Origin of the sequence: Desulfonatronovibrio hydrogenovorans DSM 9292, assembly GCF_000686525.1 — a bacterium.
Classification (GTDB): domain Bacteria; phylum Desulfobacterota; class Desulfovibrionia; order Desulfovibrionales; family Desulfonatronovibrionaceae; genus Desulfonatronovibrio; species Desulfonatronovibrio hydrogenovorans.
The window spans coordinates 66813-87502 of record NZ_JMKT01000011.1 but is presented as its reverse complement, the minus strand read 5'-3'; the positions used below and the strand labels follow the sequence as shown (position 1 = coordinate 87502).

19 protein-coding genes and 1 tRNA gene are annotated in these 20690 nt (G+C 51.6%); 13 read left to right on the top strand and 7 right to left on the bottom strand.

What is annotated here, in order from left to right:
• The first annotated feature begins 92 nt into the window (after positions 1-92).
• The 12 genes from P771_RS0109700 (at position 93) to secF (ending at position 12321) form a co-directional block, all read left to right on the top strand.
• Positions 93-1514 carry a DegQ family serine endoprotease gene (locus P771_RS0109700; RefSeq protein ID WP_028574997.1) on the top strand — a complete coding sequence of 474 codons (1422 nt, stop codon included), beginning with the start codon at positions 93-95 and terminating at the stop codon, positions 1512-1514.
• 64 nt (positions 1515-1578) lie between these two features.
• Positions 1579-2448: a 4-(cytidine 5'-diphospho)-2-C-methyl-D-erythritol kinase gene (gene ispE, locus P771_RS0109695; protein ID WP_028574996.1), complete on the top strand. Its 870-nt coding sequence runs from the start codon at positions 1579-1581 to the stop codon at positions 2446-2448.
• Positions 2449-2452: 4 nt separating this feature from the next.
• Positions 2453-2527, top strand: a tRNA-Gln gene (locus P771_RS0109690).
• A 16-nt stretch (positions 2528-2543) separates the two neighbouring features.
• Positions 2544-3491, top strand: coding sequence for a ribose-phosphate diphosphokinase (locus P771_RS0109685; RefSeq protein WP_028574995.1), 948 nt, complete (start codon positions 2544-2546; stop codon positions 3489-3491).
• A 47-nt stretch (positions 3492-3538) separates the two neighbouring features.
• The gene (locus P771_RS0109680) at positions 3539-4186 is read left to right on the top strand and encodes a 50S ribosomal protein L25 (protein WP_028574994.1); all 648 of its coding nucleotides are present in this window, start codon (positions 3539-3541) and stop codon (positions 4184-4186) included.
• A 132-nt stretch (positions 4187-4318) separates the two neighbouring features.
• Positions 4319-4906 carry an aminoacyl-tRNA hydrolase gene (pth, locus tag P771_RS0109675; protein ID WP_028574993.1) on the top strand — a complete coding sequence of 196 codons (588 nt, stop codon included), beginning with the start codon at positions 4319-4321 and terminating at the stop codon, positions 4904-4906.
• 295 nt (positions 4907-5201) lie between these two features.
• Positions 5202-5732: a CarD family transcriptional regulator gene (locus P771_RS0109670; protein WP_028574992.1), complete on the top strand. Its 531-nt coding sequence runs from the start codon at positions 5202-5204 to the stop codon at positions 5730-5732.
• 392 nt (positions 5733-6124) lie between these two features.
• Positions 6125-7372 (top strand): transcription termination factor Rho, encoded by a 1248-nt coding sequence (gene rho, locus P771_RS0109665; protein WP_028574991.1) that lies wholly within the window; start codon positions 6125-6127, stop codon positions 7370-7372.
• Between the two features lie 98 nt (positions 7373-7470).
• Positions 7471-8874: a beta-barrel assembly-enhancing protease gene (locus P771_RS0109660; protein WP_028574990.1), complete on the top strand. Its 1404-nt coding sequence runs from the start codon at positions 7471-7473 to the stop codon at positions 8872-8874.
• Between the two features lie 234 nt (positions 8875-9108).
• Entirely contained in the window at positions 9109-9453 is a 345-nt protein-coding gene (yajC, locus tag P771_RS17135) for a preprotein translocase subunit YajC (RefSeq protein ID WP_035244273.1), read from the top strand.
• Between the two features lie 134 nt (positions 9454-9587).
• The gene (gene secD, locus P771_RS0109645; protein ID WP_028574988.1) at positions 9588-11189 is read left to right on the top strand and encodes a protein translocase subunit SecD; all 1602 of its coding nucleotides are present in this window, start codon (positions 9588-9590) and stop codon (positions 11187-11189) included.
• A 31-nt stretch (positions 11190-11220) separates the two neighbouring features.
• Positions 11221-12321 carry a protein translocase subunit SecF gene (secF, locus tag P771_RS0109640; RefSeq protein WP_028574987.1) on the top strand — a complete coding sequence of 367 codons (1101 nt, stop codon included), beginning with the start codon at positions 11221-11223 and terminating at the stop codon, positions 12319-12321.
• An 82-nt stretch (positions 12322-12403) separates the two neighbouring features.
• Here secF and P771_RS0109635 read toward each other — a convergent pair whose 3' ends face one another.
• The 7 genes from P771_RS0109635 to hslV all read right to left on the bottom strand — a co-directional run bounded on the left by P771_RS0109635 (position 12404) and on the right by hslV (position 19746).
• Positions 12404-13588, bottom strand: coding sequence for a SufB/SufD family protein (locus P771_RS0109635; RefSeq protein ID WP_028574986.1), 1185 nt, complete (start codon positions 13586-13588; stop codon positions 12404-12406).
• Positions 13576-14334, bottom strand: coding sequence for an ABC transporter ATP-binding protein (locus P771_RS0109630; protein WP_028575131.1), 759 nt, complete (start codon positions 14332-14334; stop codon positions 13576-13578). The genes P771_RS0109635 and P771_RS0109630 overlap by 13 nt, the downstream gene beginning before the upstream one ends.
• Positions 14335-14409: 75 nt before the next feature.
• A complete protein-coding gene (locus P771_RS0109620) occupies positions 14410-15138 on the bottom strand; it encodes a rhomboid family intramembrane serine protease (protein ID WP_028574985.1) in 729 nt (242 codons plus the stop codon).
• On the bottom strand, positions 15125-16759 hold the full coding sequence (coaE, locus tag P771_RS17130) for a dephospho-CoA kinase (RefSeq protein WP_051617243.1): 1635 nt from the start codon (positions 16757-16759) through the stop codon (positions 15125-15127). The genes P771_RS0109620 and coaE overlap by 14 nt, the downstream gene beginning before the upstream one ends.
• Before the next feature lie 80 nt (positions 16760-16839).
• Positions 16840-17736, bottom strand: a complete 897-nt coding sequence (gene argB, locus P771_RS0109610; protein WP_028574984.1) for an acetylglutamate kinase — start codon at positions 17734-17736, stop codon at positions 16840-16842.
• A gap of 73 nt (positions 17737-17809) precedes the next feature.
• A complete protein-coding gene (hslU, locus tag P771_RS0109605; RefSeq protein ID WP_028574983.1) occupies positions 17810-19195 on the bottom strand; it encodes an ATP-dependent protease ATPase subunit HslU in 1386 nt (461 codons plus the stop codon).
• A gap of 14 nt (positions 19196-19209) precedes the next feature.
• Positions 19210-19746, bottom strand: coding sequence for an ATP-dependent protease subunit HslV (hslV, locus tag P771_RS0109600; RefSeq protein ID WP_028574982.1), 537 nt, complete (start codon positions 19744-19746; stop codon positions 19210-19212).
• Between the two features lie 254 nt (positions 19747-20000).
• Between hslV and upp the strand changes: the two genes are divergently transcribed.
• A complete protein-coding gene (gene upp / locus P771_RS0109595; protein ID WP_028574981.1) occupies positions 20001-20627 on the top strand; it encodes a uracil phosphoribosyltransferase in 627 nt (208 codons plus the stop codon).
• Positions 20628-20690: the final 63 nt, after the last annotated feature.

Below are 20690 nucleotides of genomic sequence, written 5' to 3'. Positions count from 1 at the left end.
TTTTTTCTGAGGCCTTTCCCTGGCGGCTCCAGCCTCTGGCTGAAAAAACCAGGCAAAAACGGCCCCAGAGCCAGACTTTTCGGAGGACACAAATGCGTAGATTCTTATTGAGCTTTATTTTTTTCTTTATATCTTTTTTCCTGCTCAGCCAGACATCCTGGGCAGGACTTCCCCAGTTTGCTGATCTGGCAGAAAAGTCAGGCCAAGCAGTGGTCAATATCAGCACTGTCAAGCTGGTGGAGCGACCGGACATAAGGCAATTTTTCCGCGGTTTCCCGGAACGGAGACATCCCTTTGAAGATTTCTTTGACCAGTTTGAACGCTTTTTTGGTGAACCGGAAAGAGGCCCCCAGGAGCAGCGTTCACTGGGGTCCGGCTTCATAATCTCCCAGGACGGCTATATTGTGACCAACAACCATGTCATTGCCGGGGCTGACCAGATCAAGGTCACCTTCCAGATAGAGGGAAGCGACCGAAATTTCGACGCCCAGGTCATAGGGTCTGACCCTGAAACAGATCTGGCTCTGCTCAAAATCGAAACAGACATTGATCTTCCAGTCCTTAAATTCGGGGATTCTGAAAAGCTGAGGGTCGGTGAATGGGTCGTGGCCATTGGCAATCCCTTTGGCCTCAGCCATACAGTTACCGCCGGCATAATCAGTGCCAAAGGCAGAATAATCGGAGCCGGGCCCTACGATAACTTCATTCAGACCGATGCCTCCATCAATCCCGGCAACAGCGGAGGCCCGCTGCTGAACCTCAAGGGCGAGGTTATCGGGATCAATACAGCCATTGTTGCGGCTGGCCAGGGAATCGGCTTTGCCATCCCCAGCACCATGGCCCAGGATATTATCCAGCAGCTCCAAACAGATCAAAAGGTGAGCCGGGGCTGGCTGGGAGTCACCATTCAGAATCTGGACGAAAATACAGCCAGGGCCCTGGGCCTGGATGAAGCCAAAGGTGCCCTGGTGGCCGGGGTGACCCAGGGTGATCCGGCTGAACAGGCAGGGATTCAGGCCGGAGATGTCATCCTGGCCATCAATGACCTGCCGGTGGAGAACTCCACTGATTTGACCAGAAGGATCGGCGGTATTGCTCCTGGATCAGAAACCCGGATAACCATCTGGCGCGACGGGGAAACCGTCAGCCTTTCCGTTACTCTGGGTGAAAGGGACACCCAGCGACTGGCCGGAACCCAGAGGGTCGAGCCCGAAGAAACCAGGGAAACCGAGCTTGGACTGTCCATAAGACCGCCCAGCCCGGAAGAGGCTTCAGCCCTGGGACTGGACAGCCCCAGAGGACTGCTGGTTTCTCAGGTGGAATCCGGCTCCAAGGCCCATAGAGCTGATATTGTGTCTGGCGACCTGATTCTGCAGGCCAATGGCAGGCAGGTAAACAGTGTTCAGGAGTTCAACCGGATCCTGAACGAAGATGCCAGGCCGAAAAATGTGCTTATGCTCCTCATCAACCGGCAGGGGCAAAACCTGTTCCGGACCATACCTCTGGACAACTGAGGATATCCCAGGCCTGTCCCGGATTGCACCGGAGTGATCCGGGACAGGTGATACAAGGAGAGACATGGCCAGACAGTTCAGCCTGCGATCAGGATGCAAAATAAACATCTACCTGAAGATACTTAAAAAAAGAAATGACGGATATCATGACATTGACTCAATCTTCCTGCCCCTTGCCAATCCCTGGGACCAGGTTGAAATCATTGAAAATTCCCAGCCCGGGCTAAGGCTCAAATGCTGCCCTCCTGAACTTGAAAACAGGCAGAACATCCTGCACAAGGCCTATGCTGCCTTTGCTCAGGCCACTGGATTCAGGCCCGGACTCACTGTATTTCTGCACAAAAAAATACCCACCGGGGCCGGCCTTGGCGGCGGGAGTTCCAATGCAGCAATGATCCTGCTGGCCTTGAACAAGATGGCCGGGGCCAGAGGGCTGGATCTTAAGGACATTTTAAGGCTGGCAGCAGGAGTTGGGGCTGACGTGCCTTTTTTCATCAAAAATCACCCGGCCAGGGTCCAGGGGATCGGTGAGGTGTTGACCCCGGTCAAGACCGATCTGAACGGACTGAAGATGATCCTTATCTGTCCAGGGCTCCACGTTGATACAGCCTGGGCCTACAGCCAATGGGATATTCATCAGAAAAACCCTGTCTCAGCAGGGTCTGACAGCTTGACAAGCCTGCCTACAACAGATAAAGCTTCCCGTCTTGAGGAGCAGCCGGTTTTTAGCAACAGTTTTGAAGAAATCGTCTTCAAAGCCTTTCCAGAGATCCGCAAGATCAAACTTGCCATGCTTGAATCGGGTGCTGGTGCATGCGTCATGAGCGGTTCAGGTTCAAGTCTGACGGCCTGGTTCAGGGATCAGGACCGTGCCTTTAATGCCTGTTGCCTGTTGGATAGCCGCTCCATACCATTTTATTATTATAATTTGTAATTGCTGGGGCGTAGCCAAGCGGTAAGGCAACGGGTTTTGGTCCCGTCATTCGAGGGTTCGAATCCTTCCGCCCCAGCCAAATGAGGATCATGTCCATGCCTGGACACCGAGAGCTTAAAATAATCACCGGCAACGCAAACCCGGAACTTGCCCGGGGCATATGCGACCACCTTGGAATGACCTTGAGTCCCACCCTTGTCTGCACCTTCAGCGACGGTGAAAGCCGGATTGAAATCGGGGATAATGTCCGGGGGGACGACGTCTTTGTGGTCCAGCCCACCTGTGCGCCGGTCAATCACAACCTTATGGAACTCTTTCTCATGCTTGATGCTTTGAAAAGAGCCAGTGTGGGCCGAGTCACTGCGGTTGTTCCATATTACGGATATGCCAGACAGGACCGGAAAGTGGTGCCCAGGGTTCCCATCAGCGCCAAGCTTGTTGCGGATATCATTAATATTTCCGGGGTAAACAGGCTGCTGACCATAGATCTCCATTCCGGCCAGATCCAGGGCTTTTTCAATATTCCTGTAGACAATCTTTTTGCTGCTGAAGTCCTGCTGACCTATCTGAAACAGTTCGGTGATCAGGCAGTGGTGGTTTCTCCTGATGCCGGAGGAACTGAAAGGGCCAGGGCCTATGCCAAGAGAATCGGGGCTGAGCTGGCCATCATCGACAAAAGGCGGGACGCCCCCAATAAATCTCAGGCCATGCGGGTCATCGGAGACGTCAAGGACAAAGTGGCTATTGTCCTGGATGACATGATCGACACCGGTGGAACAATGGTCGAAGCAGCCAAGGTCCTCACTGAAAAAGGAGCCAGCCGGGTCCTGGCCTGTGCCACCCATCCCGTGCTTTCAGGTCCGGCAGTTGAAAGGCTGGAAAAATCCTGTTTTTCAGAGATAGTAGTCACTGACACCATCCCTTTATCGGAAAAGGCCAAAGCATCTTCCAAATTCAGGGTTATTTCAGTGGCCAGCCTGCTGGCCAAGGCCATACACAACATTCACACAGAATCATCTGTGAGTGTACTTTTTTCACATTAGTGCGTATCTAAAATATAATTCGCTTTACGCAAAATAAGGAGAACAGGATGTCCGAGCTTGTCAATTTACAGGTGGAACTGAGAGAAAAAAGAGGCAAGGAAGCTGCCAAAAAGCTTCGAGCCAACGATTATATCCCGGCGGTCTTTTATAATCCCCAGGGAGAAAACATTTCTCTGAAAGTCAGAAACGGCCTGTTTCACAAGGTCTGGCTCAAAGCAGGGTCAACCTCGGTGGTTGAGCTGGAATTTGAAAAGGACAATGAAACAGTCAAGATTCCGGCCCTGATCTGGTCCGTGGACAAACATCCTTACAAGACAGTTTTCATCCATATTGATTTCTATGGGGTAGACCTGACCAAGGAAGTGACTGTTTCAGTTCCGGTGGAAATCACTGGCAAGCCCAAGGGTGCTGAAGACGGAGGAGTCATGGAGATTTACCGGCAGCATCTTGATCTGACCTGTCTGCCCGTCAATATCCCCAACCAGGTGCTCATTGATGTCAGCAAGCTTGAAATTGGAGACAATATAAACATTGATGACATCAAGCTCCCATCCGGGGCCAGAGCCGAGTACGAAGAAAACTTTGCTGTTGTTGGTCTTGTGCCTCCTTACCAGGAAAAGGCCGAGCCCGAGGCTGAGACTGAAGAGGAAGGCGCTGAATCACCTGAAGAAGAAGCTTCAGATCAGGAAGAATAGCCCTGCTTTTGACGTCCATATTTCCCCAAGCCCCTGCTCAGGGGCTTTTTTTTGCACAAGCCTTTTTGGGGTCTACAGGGGATCTGGACAGAGGGCTGCCAGGGAAATGAACAAACTGGACAACATGCTGCCATGGGTATTTCCGGAATAATCGCAGGTCTGGGCAATCCAGGTCCAGGGTATGCCAGGACCCGCCATAACGCAGGTTTCATGGTCATAGACCGTTTGATTGCATCTCAGGAAAAGATCCCGGGTGATCAGGTCAGGCTCAAGTCTGAATCCAGAGATGTCATAGTCTGGGAATGGACCAGCTCCAGTTTCAGCGGCACCTGGCTCCTGTTAAAGCCCCTGACCTTTATGAACCGGAGCGGAACAGCCGTATCCAGGATTTATTCCAGGACCATGCTGGAAATTGACCGGCTTTTGATCGTCCATGACGAGGTCGATCTGCCTCTGGGAAGCCTGCGCTTCAAGCAAGGCGGAGGCCTGGCCGGTCACAATGGCCTCCGGTCCATTGCCAGCCACCTGGGCACCAGGGATTTTGCCAGGCTCAGGTTCGGGGTGGGCCGACCTGAAGATGGAGCTGACCTGGCTGATTACGTGTTGAGCAAATTTTCACCTGCAGAGCTGGAACTCAAGGACAGCACGGTTGAAAAGGCAGTCCACGGGTTGCGGATATTCTGCAGCCACGGCCTGGAAAAGGCCGGAACCAGCCTTTGAGCAGTTTAACCGGGCCTTCTATCCAGAGCCGTGCCTTTTGCCCCTGCTGCTCCATTTACCTTGAAAATTCCATCCATATACCAATGGACTATTCAGCGTATTTAGGATATATCTCTTATTCAGGGGCATGATGCATGTCAAAAAATTTTGTCTCGTCTTTTTACGGCCCGCTGTCTGTTATGGCAAATTCAGATGCTCGGCAGAAATGCACAGCTATGCAACTGCCGGGCAGTTGTTTATGAGACAGGTTTCTGCTGAATCGCAGCACTGAGTACGGGTCTTTGGAGGTAAGAAAGTGTTTTCAGTCGGAGAATTAGTTGTTTATCCGGCCCAAGGCGTGGGCAAAGTGGAAAAAATTGAGGAACAGGACGTGGGCGGGATCACGACCAGGCTCTATATTGTCCGCATCCTCAGTAATAATGTGACCCTCATGGTCCCGGTCAGCAATGCGGAAAATGTCGGACTGCGCTCTGTAAGCGACAAGAAACAGGGGATGTCCATTCTGGCTTACCTGGAAGATCGATCGGATTTTACCGGATATTCCGGCCAGAACTGGAACAGACGATACCGGGAATACTCTGACAAGCTCAAGAGCAAGGACTTAAGAGACGTTGCTTATGTGCTCAAGGAACTGTTCCTCATCAGCAAGGACAAGGAGCTTTCCTTTGGTGAACGAAGACTCCTGGAGCAGGCCATGGGCCTTATTTCCATGGAATTGTCCTATGCCCTGTCCGTGGATCAGAGTCAGGCCAAGTCCAAGGTTGAGGAACTTTTTTCCGATGTCCTGAGCGAACAGAACCAGCCAGAGGAAAAAAAAGAAGCCTAAAAAGGCTTGCCAAAGAAAAAACTGAATCATATACTGCTCCTAGTTAAGGGCATACAGACCGTTTCAAGATGGGTAGCGCGCCAGCGTACCGCCCGTTCCTCATACCCAACCGACCAGGATTCATATATCCTTCACAAGTTTAGTATTTAAATAGATTTTTATGTTAGCCATGTCGGCCGGTGTAGATGAACTGCACCGTTGTCCGGACTTGAAAGTTATTTCTCATATCATATGGAGTGGAACGGGCAGGAATCATAGGAAACGGCTGATCATCCGTTGTCTTTAGATCCGGCTGCCCTGGATTCGATTTTGACCGGCCATGGTCCGGTCTGTTTCTATCCTGATTTATAAACCCTTTAATAAGCATCACAACTTTTCAGGAGACTTTGTTCATGAATTTGTCCGAACTTAAAACCAAATCCATGCCGGAGCTGATGAAACTGGCCAAGGAATTCGATATTGAGAATCCCAGCGGCCTCAGAAAGCAGGAACTAATCTTTGCCATTCTTCAGTCCTGTGCTTCCCAAAACGGTTCGGTATTTGGAGAGGGAGTCCTGGAGATACTGCCGGACGGCTTTGGCTTTCTACGCTCACCCATGTACAGTTTCATGCCCGGACCTGACGATATTTATGTGTCTCCTTCTCAGATAAGAAAGTTCGGTCTCAGGACCGGTGATGTTGTTTCCGGCCAGATCCGTCCGCCCAAAGAGGGTGAACGGTATTTCGCCCTGTTAAGGGTCAATGAGGTCGGGTTTGGCGATCCGGCTGAATCCAAGACCCTGGTCCTGTTCGACAACCTCACCCCCATCTATCCTGATGAGCGCTACCGCATGGAAAACGGGGCTGATAACTATTCCACCAGGATTGTGGATCTTCTTACTCCCATCGGCAAAGGGCAAAGGGGCCTTATTGTGGCCCCCCCCAGGACTGGAAAAACCGTGCTTCTGCAAAATATTGCCAATTCCATCAATGCCAACCATCCTGACGTGTTCATGCTGGTCCTGCTCATTGACGAACGGCCTGAAGAAGTCACGGATATGGAACGGACCGTCAAGGCCGAAGTGGTCAGCTCAACCTTTGATGAGCCCCCCCAGAGACATGTCCAGGTGGCTGAAATGGTACTTGAAAAGGCCAAGAGGCTGGTTGAGAGGAAAAAGGACGTTGTCATTCTTTTGGACAGCATTACCCGGCTCGGCCGGGCCTATAATACAGTGACTCCTTCTTCAGGAAGGGTTTTGTCGGGCGGACTTGATTCCAATGCCCTGCAGCGGCCCAAAAGGTTTTTCGGGGCAGCCAGAAACATTGAAGAAGGCGGGAGCCTGACCATCCTGGCCACAGCTCTCATTGACACTGGATCTAGAATGGATGAGGTCATTTTTGAGGAATTCAAGGGTACCGGAAACATGGAAATATACCTGGATCGACATCTGGCTGATAAGCGGGTCTATCCGGCCATTGATATGAACCGCTCGGGCACCCGCAAGGAGGACCTGCTCCTGGAGCCCGAGACCCTGAACAAGGTCTGGATCCTGCGCAAGGTGCTTGCACCCATGAACCCTATTGACAGTATGGAATTTCTGCTTGATAAGATGAAAGGTACCAAAAACAATAAAGAGTTTTTGGATATGATGAACAAGTAGATCTGCTCAGGCCAAGTCTGGAGAGACAGCTCATCCCGGTTCAAAAAGGGATATGCTGCAGGGCAGGTCTGCATTATACCGCCCGGCAGTAACACAACATGCTTAAATTAAATCTTAAGAAGATATTCTGTCTCCTGCTGATTTCCACTCTGGCCCTGCCCTGCCCTCCTGCCCGCGCTTCAATTTTCGGAGAATTCACCATTTCTGATGAAGCTGAGCTGGGCAGCAAAATTCACCGGCTGATTCGGGCCAGATTTCAGATAATAGAAGACCCGGAAATATCCGGCTATGTAAAAGAAATTGCTTCCAGGCTGGAAAAAGCAGCTCCGCCCCAGCCCTTTCCCATCAAGGTTGACGTGGTCAACCACAACGCTGTCAATGCCTTTGCCACTGTAGCCGGATACATGGTTATCTTTTCCGGGCTCATCCTCAATGTTGAATCTGAGTCCGAGCTGGCCTCCATCATGGCTCACGAACTCGCCCATATAACTCAGAGGCATGTCGCCAGAAACATTGAACGCTCCAAAATCATTGGCATCGGCTCTTTGATCGGCATCCTGGCCGGGGTGTTCATGGGTTCTGATGCAGGAGGGGCAGTGGCCCTGGGATCCATTGCAGGGGGTCAGTCCGCTGCATTGAAATACTCCCGGGAAGACGAACGCGAAGCTGACCAGGTGGGCCTGAATTACCTTATTGAAGCCGGTTACAATCCCCAGGGCATGGTTTCAGCCATGCAGAAGATGAGAAGGATGCAGTGGTTTTCCGGAGGAGACATCCCCTCATATCTGAGCACCCATCCAGGCATGGATGAACGGACAGGGTATCTCAGGGACCGCGTCAGTCGATTTGATCCGGAACTGCTGGAACGACAGGATGATAATCAGCGGCTTAAAAGAGTTCAGACCCTGCTCAGGGCCAGGCATGTGGAGCCCTCCACCGCCCTCAGCCACTTCCGGGATCAGGGAGATGATGCTTGCCTGACCTATCTGGGCAGAGGGATTGTCAATGCCAGGATGAACCGGGTCAGTGATGCCCGGGACAACTTTGAAAAACTCATGGCCTGTGATGATCAGGACCCGCTTTATCTGCGGGAAGCCGGGATTTTTTACTTCCAGTTCGGGGACCTGAGCCTGGCAGGCAGCCTCCTGCAGAAGACAGTAATGCTCAGCCCTGCCGATTCAGTGGCATTGCTTTACTATGCCAGGATCCTTGCGGAAAAAGGAGAGCTGACCACTGCTGTTTCCTACCTTGAACGAGTCCTGAACCGCCTGCCAGAGGACCCCCGGGCCCATGAACACCTGGCCAGGGTATACGGCAGGTCAGGCAATAATTTCCAGGCCCATCTGCACATGGCTTACGCCCATATTTATGAAAACAACCGGCGCCAGGCCATGTTTCACAGGGACAAGGCCCGGGAACTGGCTGCAAGCCAGAGTCAGAAAGATATGATGAGCAAATTGGATGAGGCTTATAAGGAACAGTCCCAATTCTGGAAACAGTGACCTGATCGCCCTCCTGGACAGGATAAGGGCGTCCTGTTTCAGGATTTATTCTCTGGAGAACCTGCCGGACATGCTGTCTGGAAAGCATGGACATCTGTTTTATTTTCAGCTATGAGTTCCCCTTTGAACTGACTGTTGGCAGGTCTGTATCCAGAATCGGAAACCAAAAATTCAAAAAACTTAGCGGGCGCAAAAGTTGCGTATCCCAAACTATTCTTTTTCTCAGGAGGAATCATGTTTCTAGAAAATCTGGCCTTTGCCATGGGGCAGGCGGGCGATCCCCAGGCTGGCGCAGGGAATCCCTTTACCGCCTTTATTCCATTGATCCTGATGTTTGCCATCTTTTACTTTCTGCTCATTCGTCCTCAGCAGAAGAAAGCCAAGGAGCACCGTCAGGTCCTGGCCAATCTCAAGAGAGGGGACAGCGTACTGACCAATGGCGGAATATACGGACGGATCATCGACATTCAAAATGACGTCCTTACCCTGGAAATCGGGGACAAGATGCAGATCAAGACCAACCGGGCCTATATTGCCGGTCTGGCTGATCCCAATCAGGACGTGGTGCAGAAAAACTGATCCAGAATCGCTAAAATGGAGCCGCACAGGCCTGAGGACAGGAGTCGTCAGGCCTTTTTGCTGTCGGTCCGCATTTCCGGGCCCAGGCATCCAACCACTTCACAATTTTTAAACACCGCCTCAGGATTACTATAATGAAAGGCAATCTGCGCTGGAAGATCCCAGTCATATTAATGGTCCTCATAACCAGTCTGCTCTATTTCCTGCCCTCTTTCTCAGGCGTCAGAGACTCATCTCTGGCTAAAATCATGCCCGACAAACAGGTCAGCCTGGGCCTGGACCTGCGGGGAGGCATCCACCTCACCCTGGGGGTTGAAGTAGAAAGAGCCATGGAGCGGTCTCTTGCCCAGATGGGGCAGGATATCCGTGATCAGGCCAGACAGCATAATATTCTCATTCTCCGGCCCGGGGTTACTGACGATACCAGACTGGAATTCGTGCTTGTGCAAAGAGATCAGCAAAGAGAGCTGGACCGGCTGATAGATCGTGAATACAGCAACCTGCGAGTAGTTTCCAGAACTGCTGAGGACGAGCAGAGAACAAGGTACATCCTGGACTTCACCTCAGAATATAAAGAAGTTATCAGGGATATGACCATGGATCAGGCAGTCAAGACCATCCGCAACAGAATTGATCAGTTCGGGGTTGCTGAACCAGATATCCGCAGACAGCAGGAAGACCGGATTCAGGTCCAGCTGCCCGGCCTGGATGATCCTCAAAGGGCCATTGCCATCATTGGTCAGACCGCCCATCTGGAATTCAAACTGGTAGATGAGGATGCCGATCCCCAGAGGGCGGAACAGGGCATTGTTCCTCCTGGAAGCAGACTGTACTATCAGCAGGTCACCTTGGCTGACGGGACAACTGTTGACGAACCTGTGGTCCTGAGGGCTGAAACTGTTATGACCGGTGAATACATAACCAACGCCCATACAGCCTTTGATCAGTATAATCAGCCTTATGTAGCCATCGCCTTTGACAACCGGGGCTCCAGGATATTTGAGCGGGTTACCGGTGAAAATGTGCGCAAACGGCTGGCCATTGTCCTGGATGGAAATGTTTATTCCACACCGGTCATCCAGGAACGCATCTCCGGCGGCAGGGCCAGCATCACTGGCCGGTTCACCGTTGACGAGGCCCATGATCTGGCAGTGGTTCTAAGGGCCGGATCTCTTCCAGCTCCGGTCTTTGTCATGGAAGAAAGAACTGTTGGCCCCTCCCTTGGTCAGGAATCCATAGAAAGGGGAGTCCGTTCAGCCATGATCGGCGGGGCACTGGTCATAATCTTCATGATTTTTTATTTCGGTTTTGCCGGACTGATCGCCGACATTGTCCTGGCCTTCAACGTCATCCTGATCATGGCCGGACTTGCCGGTTTCGGTGCCACCCTGACCCTGCCCGGCATAGCCGGAATAATCCTGACCATAGGTATAGCCGTGGATGCCAATGTGCTCATATTTGAACGCATCCGGGAAGAACTGCGGCGGGGCCTGTCGCCCCGGGCAGCTGTGGAGGAAGGGTACAACCGGGCCACCCTGACCATCCTGGACGCCAATGTGACCACCATTATTGCCGCAGTTATCTTGTACCAGTTCGGCACCGGTCCCATCCGGGGCTTTGCCGTCACTCTGACTCTGGGTGTCCTGGCATCCATGTTCACGGCCATTTTTGTATCCAGGGTGCTCTTCGACATCTGGGTTTCCAGACGCAAACCAGGCACTGCTTTTAATATTTAAAAGGTCTGAAACTCCTTAAAAGGCGGATTAAATGGGCTTTCAAATAATCAAACCAGACACCGACTACGATTTCATTGGAAAACGCAAGTATGCGTATATCATATCTATCTCACTGATCCTCATTGGCCTGCTGTCCCTGGGGCTGAAAGGAGGACCCAAGTTCGGCATTGATTTTGCCGGGGGTGTAATCATCCAGGTCAAGTTTGAAAGGGAAGTCGAACTCCCTGACCTGTCATCCTCCCTGGACGAGACCGGACTTCCGGCCCTTGTAGTTCAGCGGTTCGGAGACCGGGCCGACCATGAGTTTCTGCTGCGGACCTCAGCTGAGGACCTTACCCCCAGCCAGGTCAGGGAGACCGTGGAAAACAACCTCAGCCAGCACTTTCAGGACGACCACTACACCATCCAGCGCCTGGAAATGGTCGGTCCAAGGGTCGGGGCTGATCTGCGGGAAAACGCCCTGGAAGCGTTGTTCTTTGCCGTTCTGTTTATTGCCATCTATATCTCGGGAAGGTTTGAACATAAGTGGTTTATCTCTGCTTTTATGGCTGCCGGCCTGGCCGGGGGAGTCTATATTCTGAAACTCATCTCCATCCCCCTGGCCCTGCTGATCTTTGCAGCCATGGTCATAACCATCATCCTTTCCTGGTATCTGAGGCTCAATTTCGCCCTGGGAGCGGTTCTGGCCCTGATCCACGACATTCTGATCACTGTGGGCATTTTTTCCCTGCTGAACAAGGAATTCGACCTGAGCATAGTGGCTGCTCTTTTGACCATCATAGGTTACTCCCTGAATGACACCATCATTGTCTTTGACCGGATCAGGGAAAACCTGCGGAACAAGATTTCCTCATCCCTGTCCAAGACCATTAACATAAGTATCAACCAGACCCTTGGCCGGACCATCGTCACCTCGGGAACAACCCTGGCAGTGGTACTCTGCCTCCTGTTCCTGGGCGGCGGGATCATCCACGACTTTGCCTTTGCCTTGACTGTGGGAATCATTGTTGGAACCTACTCTTCCATCTTTGTTGCCAGTCCCATACTTCTCAGTTTCAGGCCGGTGGTGGAAGAAGAAGGTGAGGAACAGGAAGTTTTGTCTCCTGGCCGTTCAAAACCCAAAACCGCATAACAGCCGGACACCTTTCCGGATAAAAAAAGGCTTCCAGGGTCATCCCTGGAAGCCTTTTTTATTTGTTCAGTCTGATCCTGGATCAGAACATGTCTTCCTCGGTTTCTTCAATGGTCTTTTCAATACTCTGCCGGAGTTCCCTGGGAAGGCCCATGATGTCCACATTCATGAAACCGCGGACAATGGTTGATGTGGCCTGATCCTCGTCCAGTCCCCTGGCCATGAGGTATTCGATCTCCTCCTGAGCGATCTTGCCCACTGCTGCTTCATGGGAGAGCTCCACCCCGGCAACGGTCCCTTTCAGTTCAGGAATGGCGTGGATCACCCCGTCAGTCAGAATGAGTCCCTTGCACTCCAGATGTCCCTTGGCCGGAACCGCATTACCCTCGATTATTCCAGGAGCAATGATGGTCCCTCCGGTGGTGATGGTTCTGGATATGATCTCCCCTCTGGTTTCCGGGGCATTGAGCACGATCTTATTGCCGGAATTTATGTGTGAACCTTTGGGAGCCACCAGGATGGAGTTAAATCTGGCCACTGCCCCGCGGCCATTCAGAAAGACAGCCGGATAAGACTGAACTGAACGGACCTTTTTGAGCAGGATATAGTTGCTGGCAAAGACTCCGTCTTCTTCCACAATGGCCACGGTCCTGGGTCTGACCATGACCTCCTCGCCCCAGTTGTGGACCATGGTAAAGGTCAGCTTGCCGCCTTTTTTGATGAATATTTCTGAGATGCCCAGATGCAGGGCCGAGCTGACATTGGCGGATGTTGTGCATCCGGTTATGATATGCAGCTCGGAATCCTCTTCAATAACCATGATATTGTGGACGTTCTGACCAATATTTTCGCCTTTGATGAACAGACAGGACTGAACAGGATCCTTGATTTTAGCCCCTTTAGCAGTCCGGATGAAATACCCGCCGTGAATCTTCTGGGCTGCAGCCCTGGTAAACTCGTCCTTGTCCTTGTCCACAGCCTGCCAGTAATATTCCGGCAGTCCATCGTACTTTTCCAGAGCCTCACGGGTATCCATGACTTCCACGCCTTCCTGACAGGAACGGCAATGAGCCTTGGCATGGTTGATATGAAGGTAGGTTCCGCTTCTCTCGGTTTCCTTGGTGTCAATTCCAGCCATGAGCAGCCGGTCCTTGTCCTCCTGGCTGAGTTCACGCAGGTCCTGCATGGCAACTGCTTCTTCCTGGTCAAAATTGAATCTCCCGAGATCCACCTTGGGTTCAGGATTGTTATTGTCTAGTTTAGGCATCTGACACACTCCTTGTATCCGTACTTGGTGATGTGATCCAGGATATCCCGGGGTCTTGCTGAACAGCAGAGCACCCCTTTGTACAGGACCTGTCCCCGGTCAGCATTGATGTAGTCCAGGATGTAACCGGTATGGGTAATGATCAGTCCGGAAGTCTTGTATCTGGACTGAAGCTCTTTTAATGATGCGCTGTTAATGGGTTCGTGGGGTCCGTCCAGAATGGCCCGGGCAGTGTTGCCGATCAGGGCCATGTTCTCAAGGTCCACACCTGATTCAGGTTCATCAAACAGAACCAGGCTTGGATTCTGGGCCATGAGCTGCAGAAGTTCAGAGCGCTTTATCTCTCCACCGGAAAAGCCCGAGTTAATATCCCTGTCCAGAAAGCTGGTCAGGTTAACCTTCTCGGCCAGGGCTTCAACTTCAACCTCCCTTTCTCCTGCACAAAGCCTGACCATGTCCCTGGTTTTGAGCCCGTGAATAGTGGGAGGACGCTGAAAAGACATGCCTATCCCAAGCTTGGCCCTTTCATAGGTAGGCACATCCGTAATATCTTGTCCTTTAAAAAATATCTTGCCCTTGGTTATTTCATAGCCTGCAAAGCCCATGATGGTCATAAGCAATGATGTCTTGCCCGAACCATTGGGTCCGAACAGAATAAAGGTCTCACCCTGCTCTATCTCCAGGTTGATGCCTTTCAAGACCTCAGTGCCGCCCACTTTGACGTGCAGGTCCTGTATCTTAAGCATTGGCAGTCTCCATTATCTGATTTAACATGCTGTTATCAAAAATCCGGATTAAAATATCCAGAACCTCCATACTCATTATTCCAAAATAAAATCTTTTTTGCGCCTGATCCGCTCATAGCAATGATAACACCTTTTCCTGTCCCTGAAAAGAGGAAGAAGGACCATCCCAACGATGAACCCTCCTGCATGAGCCCACCAGGCCACTCCTGTTCCGGTCCCGAAGATATCAGATCCCAGGGCAGATACAACCTGGATCAAAAACCAGATTCCCAGAAACACTAAGGCCGGGATCTCAATAATATACGGAATAAACACAATGGGAATAAATGTTATCACCCTGGAATGGGGATAAAGCAGAAAATAGGCCCCCATGACTCCGGCGATGGCCCCTGAAGCTCCAACCACCGGGACAGGCGAATTATAATTAAAGAAAACATGAACCATCAATGCCCCGGCGCCACACATCAGATAAAACCCCAGAAACCTGAACGGACCCATCACGTCTTCAATATTGTCGGCAAATATCCAGAGCATCCAGCAATTTAGGATAAAGTGCAGAAACCCGCCATGGATGAACATGTGGGTGATCAGGGTGTAGTAGCCCGCATCAGGATAACCAGCCAGAAGGGCCAGTTCAGTCTGGGTGAATCTGGCCGGAACCACTCCGTACAAATGGAAGAACCTGGCCAGATGAATGGGACTGAGTCCAAGGGTGTACAAAAAAACCAGCAGGTTGATCCCGATGATCGCCCAGACCATGTACGGTTTGAATACGTTGGGGATACTGTCTTTAAGGGGTATCATGAAAGACCTTGTCGGGATCAAACCGGGTCTGGAATAAACCGGCCTCTTTTTTGACCTGTTTGATTCTCAAATATCTGAGCATGATTGCCAAAGACCTGACCCTTTGTTCAAGGTCATCCGGTCCGGCTGAATTGTCAACCACCAATGCACAGCGCCTGATTTTTTCCGGCTGACTGAGCTGGTGTCCATCCAGGACAGCAGCCTTGCCATGCCCTGTTCCCAGTTTCTTCTCCAACCGGTCTCCTCTTATGCTGTCTGGACAAAATACCCCCACACTCAGGTCACAATCCTTGGTCAGACCGGACTCAAACAGCAGTGGAATCTCTGCAAAAGCCACTCTTTTGGCCCTGTGTTCCTTCCAGAATTTATTCAGACGATGCCGGACCAGAGGATGAATAAGATGGTTTATTTCCAGAAGGATATCCTTATCCTGCCCAATGGCTTCAGCCAGTCTAGCCTTGTTGACCGGCCCTTCACTGGAGTCAAAAAATCTGTCGCCAAATCGCCTTTGGATAAGTGTCCACCCGTCCTGACCCGGCTGATAAAGACCGGCTACGCAACTGTCCGCACAAAAAACCGGATAGCCCAGGTTTCTCAGTATCCTGGAAACAGTGCTCTTGCCCGAACCCATGGCTCCGGTTATGGCCACCCGCTGCATCTTTTTTTCAAGATAAAGGAAAACCCGGAAAAAATCTTTGGGTAAAGCCTGGGCAAAGCTGACCCATTGTCCACTTGCTGGATGTTTAAACCCAAGTTTTGCTGAATGCAGCAGCTGTCTCTTAACAAGTTTGGCCAGGATTCTGTGCTTGAGATCCCATGTTCTGTGGATTTCTCGGCCATAAAGGGAATCACCCAGAACAGGATGTCCCAGATGAGCCATATGCACCCTGATCTGATGGGTCCTGCCGGTCAAGATTTCCAGGCCCACCAGGGACCACTTGCTGTCAGAGCCGGTATGGACAACCCTGTACTTTGTCCTGGCCGGGCGACCGGACCTGGTCACGGCCATCCTGACCCTGGATCTGGGATCACGGTCCAGGTCCTGGTTGATCTCTCCCTGGTCTTTTTCAGGTCTGCCCAGTACCAGGGCCAGGTACTTCTTTTCCACCTCCCGGTCCTGAAAGGCTTGGCTGAGTTTTTGAGCCATATCCGGGTTCAGGGCCACAACCATGAGCCCGCTGGTATCCTTGTCCAGGCGGTGGACAATTCCTGGTCTGTCCGGATCGGGAAAATGGCCTGAAAAAAGGTCCCGGCTGATCAGAAAATTGACCAGGGTAGGCAGCTCAACCGAAGGGGCAGGATGGACGCTGAGGCCTGGCTGTTTGTTCAGGACCAGAATATGATCATCCCTGTAAATCTCGTGAATTTTTCCGGACATGGGCACCGGTCCGGACTGGGGCAGGGCTGCCCTGACCCTGACCAGGCTCATGGAAGGAGGACAAAAGGAAGGTTTGGTGCAGGGCTGGCCATTGATCCAGATCATCCGCCCTTTGATCCAGGACTGGATTAAGGATCTGGCTGGTGCATCCCCGGGAATGCGGGCAAGGACAAGTTTGTCCAGTCTTGCCCCGGCATCCTCGGGACCCACAATAAAAGAAAAATCTAGGCTGCTGTTTGTCAAAATGATTTATGATCAAGCCGGAACAATCCGTCAACAGGCAGGAATCCACCGGCTTGTCAGGCAAAAAGATGAAATTCAGCTCAGGAAAACACTACCTGGGTGCCTATCCCGCCCCTGGTGAAAATCTCCAGGATAATGGAGTTCTCCACCCGGCCGTCAATAATATGGGCCTTTTGCACACCTTCTTCAACAGCCTCAAGACAGCACTTTAATTTGGGAATCATTCCTCCGGAAGCAATCCCTGACTCAATAAGCCGGACCGCTTCCCAGCGGGTCAGGCTTGAAATGATCTCACCCGAAGCATCCTTGACCCCGGGCACATCAGTAAGCAGGATCAGCTTTCTGGCCTTGAGGGCCCCGGCTACAGATGCAGCCACGTAATCAGCGTTGATATTGTAGGTTTCTCCCTGCTCATCAACCCCCACCGGAGCAATTATGGGGATGAAGCCCTGGGACTGAACCGCTTTGATCAGACTGGTATTGATTTCCACAACCTCCCCCACCTTGCCCAGGTCGATTATCTCAGGAGGAGCGTTCTTCTTATCCACCACCATTTCCATCTTTCTGGCCATGATGGTCTGCCCGTCCTTGCCTGAAAGGCCCACAGCCTGTCCACCACTTAAATTGACCAGATTGACGATTTCCTTGTTGACCTTGCCCACCAGGACCATTTCAACCACATCCATGGTGGCCTCATCCGTAACCCGGAGGCCTTGACGAAACTGGCAGGCAATACCCAGCTGTTCAAGCATTCTGCCGATTTGTGGTCCCCCGCCATGAACTATTACCGGATTCAGCCCTATCAGTTTCAGAAGAATGACATTCAGGGCAAAACTTTTTTTCAGTTCCTGGTCAATCATGGCATGGCCCCCATACTTGATGACCACGGTCCGGCCATAGAACTCCCGGATATAGGGCATTGCCTCCAGCAGAATCCGGGCCTTGTAGGACTCGCTTTCAGTGTTCACAAGGGACATTCCATTACTCCGTTATCTTGGTTTCACTTTTGACCAGTTGCAGACCCTGCAGGATGCAGCCCGAATCATGATCCTACAATATATACCGGGTCAGGTCCTTATCCGCCTGAACATCCTTGAGCTTATCCAGGACATACTCCTTATCCGCCACAACCTTTTGACCGGACATCTCCGGAGCCTTGAAAGAAAGGTCCTGGAGCAGTTTTTCCATTATAGTGTACAGCCTTCGTGCTCCGATATTTTCGGTTTCATCATTGACGCGCTGGGCAAAGGACGAAATTTCCCGTAAAGACTCGTCAGTAAATTCCAGCTGGATTCCTTCGGTCTCCAGCAAGGCCTTGTACTGCTTTGTCAAGGCATTCTGGGGTTCAGTGAGTATCCGGTAAAAGTCTTCCATGGTCAGAGCAGTCAGCTCCACCCGCAGGGGAAACCTGCCCTGAAGCTCGGGCACCAGGTCAGAGGGCTTTGAATAGTGAAAAGCCCCTGCAGCTATGAACAGAATGTGATCCGTTTTGATCATGCCGTATTTAGTGTTGACCACGCACCCCTCAACCACCGGCAGCAGGTCTCTCTGCACCCCTTCCCTGGACACCTCAGCCCTGGACGACTTGTCTCCGCCGCAAATCTTATCGATCTCGTCAATAAAGATTATCCCGCTCTGTTCCACCCTTTCTCTGGCAGCTTCAGTGACCTTGTCCATATCCACCAGCCTTTCGGTCTCCTCCTGGACCAGAATTTCATAAGCATTCCTGACCCTGACCTTCTTGTTTTTGGTCTTTTTGGGAAAAACCCTGCTGAACATGTCCCTGAACTGCATTTCCATGTCTTCCAGGCCGGGCATGGCCATTATTTCCACATTGCTTCCAGTCTTGACATCGATATCCACCATTCTGTCGTCCAGCCGGCCTTCCCGCCAGAGTTTACGCAGCTTTTCCCTTGTCCTTCCCCGGGATTCTTCATCCTGGTCCTGCCCAGCAGGGACTGCCTGCTGACCGGGATTCGCCCCGGGCTCCTGGAAATTCTGGTGGGTTTGGGGGGTTTTCCTGGGAGGAAGAAGAAGATCAAGAAGCCTTTCCTCTGCATTGGCCTCGGCCTTTAACTGGACCTTTTTTCTTTCTTCGTCCCGGACCATGTTAATCCCGATCTCCATCAGGTCTCTGATCATGGATTCCACATCCCGGCCAACATAGCCAACTTCGGTGAACTTGGTGGCCTCAACTTTGAAAAAAGGCGAACCAGCCAGCTTGGCCAGTCTCCTGGCAATCTCAGTCTTGCCCACCCCGGTTGGGCCGATCATGATGATATTTTTGGGGGCAATCTCTTCTCTCAGCTCAGGCTCGAGCTGCTGCCTGCGCCATCTGTTGCGCAGGGCAATGGCCACCATGCGCTTGGCATCGCTCTGACCAATGATATATCTGTCCAGTTCTGATACAATCTCTCTGGGAGTCAGGGTACTCATTAAAGACTTTCCTCTTAATCGATTTTTTCCAGGATGATGTTCTGGTTGGTGTAGACGCAGATATCAGCGGCAATCCGCATGGACTTCTCAACAATATCTGAGGGCTGGTAATCGGAATTCTGGCTCAGGGCCCTGGCAGCAGCCAGGGCATAGGGGCCGCCCGATCCAATGGCTGCGATGCCGTCATCCGGTTCGATCACATCTCCGGTGCCGCTGATGATCAGGATATTTTCCTTGTCCGCTACAATGAGCATGGCTTCCAGTCGGCGCAGATATTTATCCATCCGCCACTCCTTGGCCAGTTCAACACTGGATCTGAGGAGGTTGCCCCGATACTCTTCCAGCCTGGCTTCAAAGCGCTCAAACAGGGTGAATGCATCAGCAGTGGCTCCGGCAAAACCGGCCACAACCTGCTGATTATACATCCTCCTGACCTTTTTGGCAGTATGTTTCATCACCACGGCCTGGCCCATGGTAACCTGTCCGTCTCCAGCCATGGCAACCTGCCCGTTCTTTTTTACGGCCAGGATGGTCGTGCCCTTTATTATCATCAGGACCACATCTCCTTTTCAAGCTAAAAGCTGTTAATATTCGCCCTGGAGGTCTTCCAAAAGGCAAGATCATATTGTTACCATAAAAATACCATTGTCAAGCTCAATACCGGATCAAAACCCTGCCCTGGGCCCAGGAACAGGGATCACCAGAAAAATCCTGATTCAGCCCTTGACCATGTTTAGATGAAAATTCTATAAAGCATAAATTTTTTTCAAAATCCAGTCCCAGCTGTTCCCCTTGGAGGCCCTAATTGTCTGTAAAAGTTGTTGATCATCCTCTGGTCCGGCATAAGCTGGGCATCATGCGCAAACACGATGTAAGTACCAAGAACTTCAGATCACTGGCCCTTGAACTGACCAGATTCCTCACTTACGAGGCCACTCAGGATCTGGAGATGGAAACCAGGACCATTCAGGGCTGGGCAGGACCGGTAAAGGTCGAGTCGATTAAAGGGAAAAAAATCACCCTGGTTCCCATCCTCCGGGCAGGGCTGGGCATGCTGGACGGAGCACTGGATCTCATTCCCGGGGCAAAGGTCAGTGTGGTTGGACTTTATAGAAATGAAGAAACTCTTGAGCCTGTCCGCTATTACGTCAAGCTGGCCTCCAACATGCCCGACAGAACCGCCTTGATTCTTGATCCCATGCTGGCTACAGGCGGGACTCTCATGGCCACCATCGACCTGCTCAAAGAAGCCGGCTGCCGGAAGATCAAGGGACTGTTCCTGGTTGCTGCCCCCGAGGGTCTGGAACGGGTGACCAGGGCTCATCCTGAACTGGACATCTTTCTGGCTTCCATTGATGAAAGACTCAATGACAAGGGGTATATCCTGCCCGGCCTGGGAGATGCCGGCGACAAAATTTTCGGAACCAGATAGGCGCTTTACCCGGCGCCTTTTTTTCGGCCCTTATTCATCAACCTAAATTCTACTGGAGACGTG